The organism is Arthrobacter sp. Hiyo1 (genome assembly GCF_001263615.2).
Lineage (GTDB): Bacteria > Actinomycetota > Actinomycetes > Actinomycetales > Micrococcaceae > Arthrobacter.
Map to the genome: position 1 here is coordinate 313,231 of NZ_DF952474.1, position 8,650 is coordinate 321,880.

Genomic DNA, 8,650 nt, shown 5'->3' on the forward strand with positions numbered 1-8,650 from the left:
CTTCCGACGCTCGCTCACATATGTGGTGTTTTCGGCGGACGCTCGCTCACTTATATCTGAGCGAGGGTTCGGGGATTTGGCCACATATCCGAGCGAGGGTTCGGGGGTGGGGCCCGACGGCGGCGGGGCGGTTGAGCTGCTTTCCCACCTTTGCTCGGGCTCGGCAGGAAAGCCCAAGATCGCAAGGGTTTCCCTAGGTTTAACCCAAGAAATGCGCAGGATCGCGAGTCTTGACACAGGAAGTCCCAAGGACTGCTCCACGGGGCATTTGGCGTTGCTAAGTTGCTAGAGAGCTGGTGCTGGACCAGCCCACATTCCCCAACTCGCTCAGGAGTTTCAAATGTTTGCTTTCTTCTCCAATGCCGCATCCCGTATCCGTCGCGACGAAAAGGGCGCCACCGCCGTCGAATACGGCATCATGGTCGCCCTCATCGCAGTGGTCATCATCGCCGCTGTCACGTTGCTGGGCGGAACGGTCCAAGACACATTTACCAAGGTCCAGTGTTCTGTGGCCGGTAAGACCTACACCGCTGGAGCATCCGCTGGTAAGGCCACCTGCGCCTAGGTCGTTCGCCTTCTCCCGACCGTTCGTACCAGACAACAAGGAGCATCAATGCTTTCCGCTTTCCTAAAGTCCGCGTCTCACGTGCGGCGCGACGAAACAGGTGCCACTGCCGTCGAGTACGGCATCATGGTTGCCCTTATCGCAGTGGTGATCATCGCGGCTGTGACGCTGCTGGGCAGCACGGTCAGGGAGACGTTCTCCCAGGTCCAGTGTTCCGTCAGCGGCAAAACCTGGACGGCTGCCACCACTTCGGGTGGTACTGGCACCTGCGCCTAGAAGTCATGCTGCGAGTGCCCGGGAGGCAATTCGGGGCATACCAAGCAATTTCCGAGTGGCGGCGGCATTCAGGCGGCCGCCACTCTGCTTGATTCGAACTATCCGTCGCTGGGAGGGCAAGATCATGCCGAGGGCTTCAGAGCGCGGTGCCGTGGCTGTTGAATTCGCCATCCTGGCACCGCTCCTGATCATGTTGCTCCTAGGCATCATGGAATTCGGCAGGGCTTACAACGTTCAGGTATCGCTCTCAAATGCAGCCCGCGAAGGAGTCCGTGTCATGGCGATTTCGAATGATCAGACGGCAGCCAAGACAGCGGCAAAGAATGCTGCAGTGTCGTTGAATCCAGGGCTGGCAGACACGAACTTCACTTTCAGTCCGGCCAGCTGCACCTCCGGCGCACAGATGTCCGTGACCATCAAGTACACCCTCAGCACCCTCACTGGAATCGCTGGGCCTTTCCCCATGCAAGGAGTAGGAGTCATGGTATGCGGCGGCTGACGATCCGCGATGACGACGGCGAGCGCGGTGCAGTTGCCGTCCTCGTCGCCCTCTTGCTGGTGGTGCTGCTCGGTTTTGCCGCCCTCGCCGTGGATGCGGGAATGCTGTACTCGGAAAAGGCGCAAGTGCAGAACGGGTCCGACGCTGCCGCCCTCGCCGTAGCGCAGAAATGCGCCGCGAATACGAGCGATCCGAATTGCTCCACCACGTCGCAGATCGCGGCTGACGTAGCCAATAAGAACGCAAACGACGGCCTGAACAACATCAAGTCGATCAACCTGGACCTGACGAACCGGAAAGTCACCGTGACCGCAGGCGTCCAGCAGGCAGGCGGAGCGCCGAACGCCGTCTCACTCTTTTCGCGCGAGTCCTCGGTATCAGCACGAGCAACGTTGTGACCACGTCGAATGTTCAGTGGGGGAGCGCAGTCGCCGGCAGAACCGCATTTCCCCTCGCGTATTCCATCTGCCAGGTGCAGGGATACATCGGTGGAGCACTCCAGCTTCTTCAGGATCACGGCTCCGGTGCCAATCCCAGCTGCAATTACGGCCCTTCAGGCGCCACGGTTGCCGGCGGATACGGCTGGATAGTCCAAGACACCGGTGCGTGTGGCGGCACGATTAACCTCGCCGTCAGCGAGGGTGGGAGCGCGCCGGGCAACAGCACACCGGGTAACTGCGCAACCACCCTTCAAAAGTGGGCAGATACCATCACCGCTGGCCGGGACGTCGTCGTTCTGCTTCCGGTCTTCGACGCTGTCACAGGTACGGGAAGCGGCGCCGTTTACCATCTGGTGTCCTTCGCCGCATTCAAAGTGACCGGGTGGAAGTTCAGCGGCAACAACAGTCTTCCCGACAGCTTCCGCAACACGAATTCCGATGTCTCCAACGCTCTTGCATGCAACGGCAACTGCCGCGGAATCATCGGGAGCTTCATCAAATACGTCTCGCTGGCGGATGGCTACACGCTGGGCCCGGTAGATGCGTTTGGGGCCACCATTGTCCGCCTCACCCCCTAGATTTTCATCCGTTCTATGAGCACAGGAGTTGTAAGTGAAGTCACGCTTGTTGGCCGGGTCGGCAGCGGCAGTGCTGGCCCTCGTCGGGGTGATTCTCGTCTTTTCCTACGCCCAAGGAGCGGATCAACGGGCAGTCCAAAACTTGGCGCCCGTTGATGTGTTGGTGGTCAAGACAGCCATCCCGGCCGGCACCTCTGTTGACGCCATGAAGGATTCCCTCGATACCCAGCAGTTGCCGGGATCGGCGGTCCCCAAGACCGCGCTACACACCTTGGGGGACGCAGCAGGCAAGGTCGCCGCCGTCGACCTCGTCCCTGGCGAGACGCTGGTGGCCGAACGTTTGGTGGCCCCGGACGCGCTCAAGACTCCTGGGGACGTCAAGGTGCCCACAGGACTTCAGGAAGTCTCCTTCCAACTGGAACCCCAGCGCGTGGTCGGAGGACGACTCGTTCCCGGCGACCATGTTGGCATTTTCATCTCCATGTCCAGCGGCGGAAGTGACTCGAAGTCGGACAAAGGGACCACCCAATTGACCATCCCCAAGGTTCTTCTGACCGCGGTCCAGCGCGCCCCCCAAGCGACCGCAAGCCAGCAGCCGACGCCGACTCCCGGCTCTGGTGGCGCGGCCAACTCGGGCGATACAAGCCTTCCCACCGGTTCCCTCTTGCTGACCGTTGCGGTAAGTGACGTGGACGCAGCCAAGATTGTCTTCGCCGCCGAGTACGCCAAGATCTGGTTGAGCAAAGAGCCGTTGGATGCCAAAGACAGCGGCCCCACCGTCATCCAGCAGAGCGGGGTATACAGGTGAGCCGTTTTGTCCTGATAACCCCCAACACCGACTTTGACCAGCGGCTGCGTCAAGCCGTCGCGGGTGGCCTGCCCGGAAGCGTGCAGACCTTCTTCACGAGCATTTTGCCGGCCGATCCTGCTGAGCTGTTTGGCGCGCTCAATCAGGAACAACTGGAAGTGCTGATTCTGGGACCTGACGTTCCCGTTGAGGACGCCCTTCGCTTGGCAACGGTTTTCGATGTGCAGTTGCCGGAGCTGAGCGTGATCCTCGTCAGCGAACTGGATCCCGCTTTCGTGCTCCAGGCAATGCGGTCCGGCATCCGCGACATCATGAGCCCGGATGCGGACCTGGCCCAGATACGGGTCATGCTTGAGCGCGCGTGCCAGTCTTTCGCGAGCCGACAGCGCACTGGGGATGCCAAGCAATCGGGCTCGCCGAAGGGCCTGGTGATCGGCGTCTTTTCGCCCAAGGGTGGCGTGGGCAAGACGACAATCGCCACGAACATCGCCGTCGGGCTGGGCAAGATCGCACCCATGAGCGTGGTGATCGTGGATCTGGACCTGCAATTCGGCGACGTCGCTTCCGGGCTCTATCTGAATCCGGAACACACCGTTACCGACGCTGTCACGCCGTCGGCAAGCCAGGACTCTCTTGTACTCAAGGCCTTTCTGACGGTCCACCCGGCAAGCATTTATGCCTTGTGTGCACCGAAGGACCCCGTCGAAGCAGACGAGATCTCGCCGGAACAGGTGGGCCGGCTCCTCGAACAGCTCGCCCAAGAGTTCCAGTACGTGGTGGTGGACACGGCACCCGGACTGCCCGAGATCGGGCTCGCTGCCCTAGAACAATGCTCGGACGCTGTCTGGGTGACGGGCATGGATGTTCCGAGCGTCCGGGGCCTTCGCTCCGGCCTGGATATTCTCCGCAGGCTGAACCTGTTGCCGGAAACCCGGCACGTGGTGCTCAACATGGCTGATTCCAAGTCGGGGCTGTCGGTCCAGGATGTCGAATCGACCGTCGGTGCCCCGGTTGATGTGAGTATCCCTCGATCGAAAGCTGTAGCGTTTTCCACCAACCGCGGCATTCCCGTGCTCCAGGACTCGGTGAAGGATCCGGCCGTCAAAGGACTCAAGCAACTCGTCGAGCGTTTCAATCCCACGTGGCGAGCCAAGGCGCAGCGCAAACTGCACAGAAGGGTAGTGGTCTAATGAAGCTGTCCGAACGCCTGCATGCTGCCGAGGACAAAATCGAAGGGTCCTCTGGCCCGGGGAGCGACCTTGGCCCGAGCACGCTGTCTACGCCTAAACCGACATTCGCCGAGTCCACTCAGCAAATCATGTCATTTCCCGCGGGGAAGCCTGGCAGCGCGGTAAAATCCCACACTTCGGTCAAGCTGTCCGACGTCCCTGACTCTCCGAAACTCAGGGCCCAACAACCGGTGGACGCCTTCGCTGCCCTCAAGCAGCGCGCCGCCACCGCGTTGTTCGAGCGGTTGGGGGCAAGGTTCAATGATTCGAGCGTCAGCGAACGTGAATTGCGGTCGACTGCGCGCGAAGAACTCATCCGGATCATCGACGCCGAGCAGGTGCCGCTGTCCGCGGATGAGCGCAGCAGGCTCGTGGCCGACGTGGCGGATGACGTCCTTGGCTATGGGCCGCTCCAACGCTTGCTGGACGATCCAGAGGTCACCGAAATCATGGTCAACAGAATGGACCAGATCTATGTCGAACGAAAAGGCAAGCTGATCCTCACGGACTCCGGATTCAGCTCCGAGGACCATCTCCGGAGGGTCATTGAACGCATCGTTTCGAAGGTGGGGCGCAGGATCGATGAGTCGTCACCCCTCGTTGATGCGCGACTTGAGGACGGGTCCCGAGTCAATGCGGTGATCCCTCCGCTTGCGGTGGGCGGCTCGTCGCTGACCATCCGAAAATTCAGCAAAGTACCGTTGACCATCAGGAACCTGATCGACTTCGGCACGCTCACGCCCGAGATGGCTGAGCTCCTCAATGCTTGCGTCAAAGCGAAGCTGAACATCATTGTTTCCGGGGGTACCGGAACCGGTAAGACCACCTTGTTGAATGTCCTCTCGTCTTTCATCCCGGAGGACAACCGCATCGTCACCATCGAGGACGCTGTAGAACTGCAGATTCAACAGCAACATGTGGTCAGGCTTGAGAGCAGGCCCCCAAACACCGAGGGCAAGGGTGCAGTGACCATCAGGGAGTTGCTCAGGAACTCCCTCCGTATGCGGCCGGACAGGATCGTCGTCGGCGAGGTCCGCGGCGGAGAGTCCCTCGATATGCTTCAGGCGATGAACACCGGGCACGACGGTTCACTCTCAACGGTGCACTCAAATTCCCCTCGCGATGCGGTGGCACGCCTTGAAACCTTGGTCCTCATGGCCGGCATGGACCTTCCCCTGCGCGCGATCCGTGAGCAAATTGCCTCCGCCGTGAATCTCATCATCCAGATCTCCCGTTTGCGGGATGGAACGCGCCGCATCACACACGTCACGGAAGTCCAAGGCATGGAAGGCGACATTGTCACCCTCCAGGACGCTTTTATTTTCGACTACTCGGCTGGCGTCGACGCGCACGGTAGGTTCCTGGGAAAGCCTGTCCCGACGGGTATTCGTCCGCGCTTCATCGACCGCTTCGATGACTTCGGCATTCATGTGTCTCCCGCAGTATTCGCCGCTCCCTTGGCAACTGCAACAGGAGCAAGGACGTGAGCGGAACATGATGCTCTTGACCGGAATGGCCCTGATGTTTTCAGCCATCCTGCTCCTCGGGGTGGCCGTGATTTTGCCGAAAACCCCGGAAGTACCGTTCGATCGAAGGCGGCCTTACCATGAAGGCTCGGGGTCCCAGCTGACCCGTTTTGCGGGTTCTGCCTCCGAAGCAGTTCATGGGGTTCTGGCCAGGCGCAACGTCCGGCTCTTTAACCGTGAACAACTGGAGAATGCCGGGCTGCGAATGAGCCAGGCGGACTTCTTCATCCTTGTGATTTCGGGTGCACTCGTGGGTGCCTTGATCGGGCTGGTCATCGGCGGCCCATTCGTAGCTTTTCTATTCTTCATCCCGGCGCCCTTCGTGGCACGGATGTTCTTGAGCTCCCTTGCCGGTAAGAGGCGCGCGAAGTTCGATGCTCAGCTTGGGGACACCCTCCAATTACTGGCTGGTGGCTTGCGAGCCGGGCACAGCATCCTCCGTGCCATCGACGCTGCGGCCACAGAGTCTGCCAGCCCCACGTCCGAGGAAATGCGTCGGATCATTACAGAGACAAGCCTTGGCCGCGACCTTGAGGCGTCGCTTAACGATACGGCGGAGCGAATGCGGAGCGAGGACTTTGTATGGATAGCGCAAGCCATCCAAATCAACCGCGAGGTGGGCGGAAACCTTGCGGAGGTCCTAGACCAGGTCAACGAGACCATACGTGAACGCAGCGAGATCAAGGGCCACATCAAATCCTTAGCCGCGGAGGGAAAGTTCTCCGGATACATCCTGATGGCGCTTCCCTTCGGCATCGTGACCATGCTCCTGGTTGTCAACCCTGGCTACATGAATGTGATGTTCGCCCAGCCGCTTGGTTGGGGAATGATCGGATTGTCAGTCATCCTCATGACCATCGGCGGTCTCTGGATGCGCAAGATCATCGACTTGAAGTTTTGAGGTGACTCGTGAATCCCTCTCTCCTTCTCTCGCTGCTGTTGGTTCCATTGCCTATCGCCTACCTCGCGTGGTCGTTCCTCTCGGTTGACCGAAAAGCCCAACGTGCTGTCCGCGTGCTTTTGACGCAGGGCCAAAACGTTGCCGAGGCCGGTCCACAAAGTCGTGGCGGTGGACTCGAGCTCATTGGCTACCGTCTGACTCCCGCGGGCTACGTCCAGAAGCTGGATCGGCTGCTCTCGTTGGCCGGCCGCCCGCCGTCGCTCCCTTTGGGGCGCGTCCTCGCAGCCAAACCGCTGCTCGGATTGCTCGGCGCACTTTTTGGGTTTTTGATCAGCTCCAATAGCTCGAGCGGAATCCTTAAGCTCCTGGGAATATTTGTTGTGCTGCTTGGATACTTTATTCCGGACCTAATGCTGTACAGCAAAGGACAAGAGCGGCAAAAGGCCATGCAATTGGAACTCGCAAATACCATGGACCAAATGCTGATATCGGTCGAGGCGGGCCTCGGTTTCGAAGGAGCAATGGCCCGTGCCGGGGAAAACGGGAAGGGGCCGCTGGCTGAGGAGTTGGTTCGGACACTGCAGGACATGCAAGTTGGACGGAGCCGTCGTGAGTCCTATCTGGCGTTGGCCGAGCGCACCAACATTCCGGAGCTTCGAAGCTTCGTGCAGGCCGTGATTCAGGCGGACACATACGGCATTGCGATCAGCCGTGTCTTGCGGGTCCAGGCGAAGGTGATGCGGGTGAAGCGTCGCCAACGTGCCGAGGAGAAGGCGATGAAGCTTCCCGTGATGGTCCTCTTCCCCCTTCTGCTCTTCATCTTCCCCGTGTTGTTCATCGCCATCCTGGGGCCGGCGATCATCAATGCTATAGCCACGTTCAGCCGAGGCTGAGCGCAATATCACATTCTCCGAATTGTTAGACCGGATGAAAGGGGTCTAAATCAAGAAAGGCCTAAGATTTCCTTAAGATAGCCATAAGTTCGGTTTTTCCGGAAATTCAGAAAGTAGCATTGGGCTATGTTCAGTTCAGGTTCCAGCGAGGTCAACGAGGATTCAGATCCGAGCCATCCCGGCTCAGTCGACGACTCTACTGGGCTGCCCGTCGTCCCGCTGGCCGAACATCCCATACTGGATCTCGCGGAATTCCAACTCCTGGAAGACCAAGTGGACAATCCGCTGATCGCACGCACGTTTGCTGGCGACTTCGCAAAACTCTGGGTTAAGCGATACGAAATCCTGGCTACCGCCGTCGAGCGCGGCGACGTGGCCGCGGCCCTGAACGCAGTCCTAAGCCTCCGAACCTCGTCAATTATGGTTGGCGGTGTTCGCCTCGCGGTGCTTGCAGCGCAACTGGAGGAACGCATTCGAAAAAGTGAATTGCGGGAGGCTCGGCCCCTCCTCAAGGAAGTTGCGGAATGCGGGCATCTGACGGTCCAGGAACTAAAGGACAGCTACGTACTCCGGAACGATTGACCTTCGCCGGCTCAATCTGACCTTTTCGGTGTCAGGCGATACCCGACTCCCCGGACGGTCTGTAGAAATCGCGGCGATTGTGGATCTTCACGGAGCTTTCGGCGGAGGTTGCCGATGTGGGTCTCAACAGCCCGTTCGTCGGCGTCGCTGATGTACGCATCGTCGTCGTAGTAGTCTCCGCGGGCCGCCCTCACAAGGTCAGCGCGCGTCCGCACCTCGCCCTTGGCCCGAAGCAGGTCGTAGAGAAGATCGAACTCGCTTCGCGTCAGAGTCAGGACTGAACCTTGAAGCGTCACCATGCGTGACTTGTAGTTCAGGGCCAAGCCGTTGTGCCGAATCACCGCTCCGTCTGG

The 8,650-nt window shown here is 59.8% G+C and carries 12 protein-coding genes; 11 read left to right on the forward strand and 1 reads right to left on the reverse strand.

The window, feature by feature from the left end; translation table 11 throughout:
- Positions 1–340 precede the first annotated feature (340 nt).
- From AHiyo1_RS18755 to AHiyo1_RS18800, 11 genes are all read left to right on the forward strand, one after another.
- Positions 341–565 (forward strand): Flp family type IVb pilin, encoded by a 225-nt coding sequence (locus AHiyo1_RS18755; RefSeq protein WP_059389558.1) that lies wholly within the window; start codon positions 341–343, stop codon positions 563–565.
- A gap of 48 nt (positions 566–613) precedes the next feature.
- A complete protein-coding gene (locus AHiyo1_RS18760) occupies positions 614–841 on the forward strand; it encodes a Flp family type IVb pilin (protein ID WP_059389559.1) in 228 nt (75 codons plus the stop codon).
- A 124-nt stretch (positions 842–965) separates the two neighbouring features.
- On the forward strand, positions 966–1,340 hold the full coding sequence (locus AHiyo1_RS18765) for a TadE/TadG family type IV pilus assembly protein (RefSeq protein WP_059389560.1): 375 nt from the start codon (positions 966–968) through the stop codon (positions 1,338–1,340).
- Positions 1,328–1,738 carry a Tad domain-containing protein gene (locus AHiyo1_RS28030; protein WP_340639345.1) on the forward strand — a complete coding sequence of 137 codons (411 nt, stop codon included), beginning with the start codon at positions 1,328–1,330 and terminating at the stop codon, positions 1,736–1,738. Before AHiyo1_RS18765 ends, AHiyo1_RS28030 begins: the two co-directional genes overlap by 13 nt.
- Complete coding sequence (locus AHiyo1_RS28035) at positions 1,735–2,358, forward strand: hypothetical protein (RefSeq protein WP_340639346.1); 624 nt, start codon at positions 1,735–1,737, stop codon at positions 2,356–2,358. Before AHiyo1_RS28030 ends, AHiyo1_RS28035 begins: the two co-directional genes overlap by 4 nt.
- Positions 2,359–2,392: 34 nt before the next feature.
- Positions 2,393–3,166 (forward strand): Flp pilus assembly protein CpaB, encoded by a 774-nt coding sequence (cpaB, locus tag AHiyo1_RS18775; RefSeq protein ID WP_059389561.1) that lies wholly within the window; start codon positions 2,393–2,395, stop codon positions 3,164–3,166.
- Positions 3,163–4,356 (forward strand): AAA family ATPase, encoded by a 1,194-nt coding sequence (locus AHiyo1_RS18780; protein WP_059389562.1) that lies wholly within the window; start codon positions 3,163–3,165, stop codon positions 4,354–4,356. The genes cpaB and AHiyo1_RS18780 overlap by 4 nt, the downstream gene beginning before the upstream one ends.
- The gene (locus tag AHiyo1_RS18785; RefSeq protein ID WP_059389563.1) at positions 4,356–5,882 is read left to right on the forward strand and encodes a CpaF family protein; all 1,527 of its coding nucleotides are present in this window, start codon (positions 4,356–4,358) and stop codon (positions 5,880–5,882) included. The genes AHiyo1_RS18780 and AHiyo1_RS18785 overlap by 1 nt, the downstream gene beginning before the upstream one ends.
- Before the next feature lie 7 nt (positions 5,883–5,889).
- On the forward strand, positions 5,890–6,822 hold the full coding sequence (locus AHiyo1_RS18790; protein ID WP_059389564.1) for a type II secretion system F family protein: 933 nt from the start codon (positions 5,890–5,892) through the stop codon (positions 6,820–6,822).
- Positions 6,823–6,830: 8 nt separating this feature from the next.
- Positions 6,831–7,715 carry a type II secretion system F family protein gene (locus tag AHiyo1_RS18795; protein WP_059389565.1) on the forward strand — a complete coding sequence of 295 codons (885 nt, stop codon included), beginning with the start codon at positions 6,831–6,833 and terminating at the stop codon, positions 7,713–7,715.
- A 126-nt stretch (positions 7,716–7,841) separates the two neighbouring features.
- Positions 7,842–8,297: an Hpt domain-containing protein gene (locus AHiyo1_RS18800; RefSeq protein WP_113990709.1), complete on the forward strand. Its 456-nt coding sequence runs from the start codon at positions 7,842–7,844 to the stop codon at positions 8,295–8,297.
- Between the two features lie 11 nt (positions 8,298–8,308).
- Here AHiyo1_RS18800 and AHiyo1_RS18805 read toward each other — a convergent pair.
- The coding region (locus AHiyo1_RS18805; protein ID WP_148667667.1) for a winged helix-turn-helix domain-containing protein at positions 8,309–8,650 on the reverse strand (342 nt) is incomplete at its 5' end.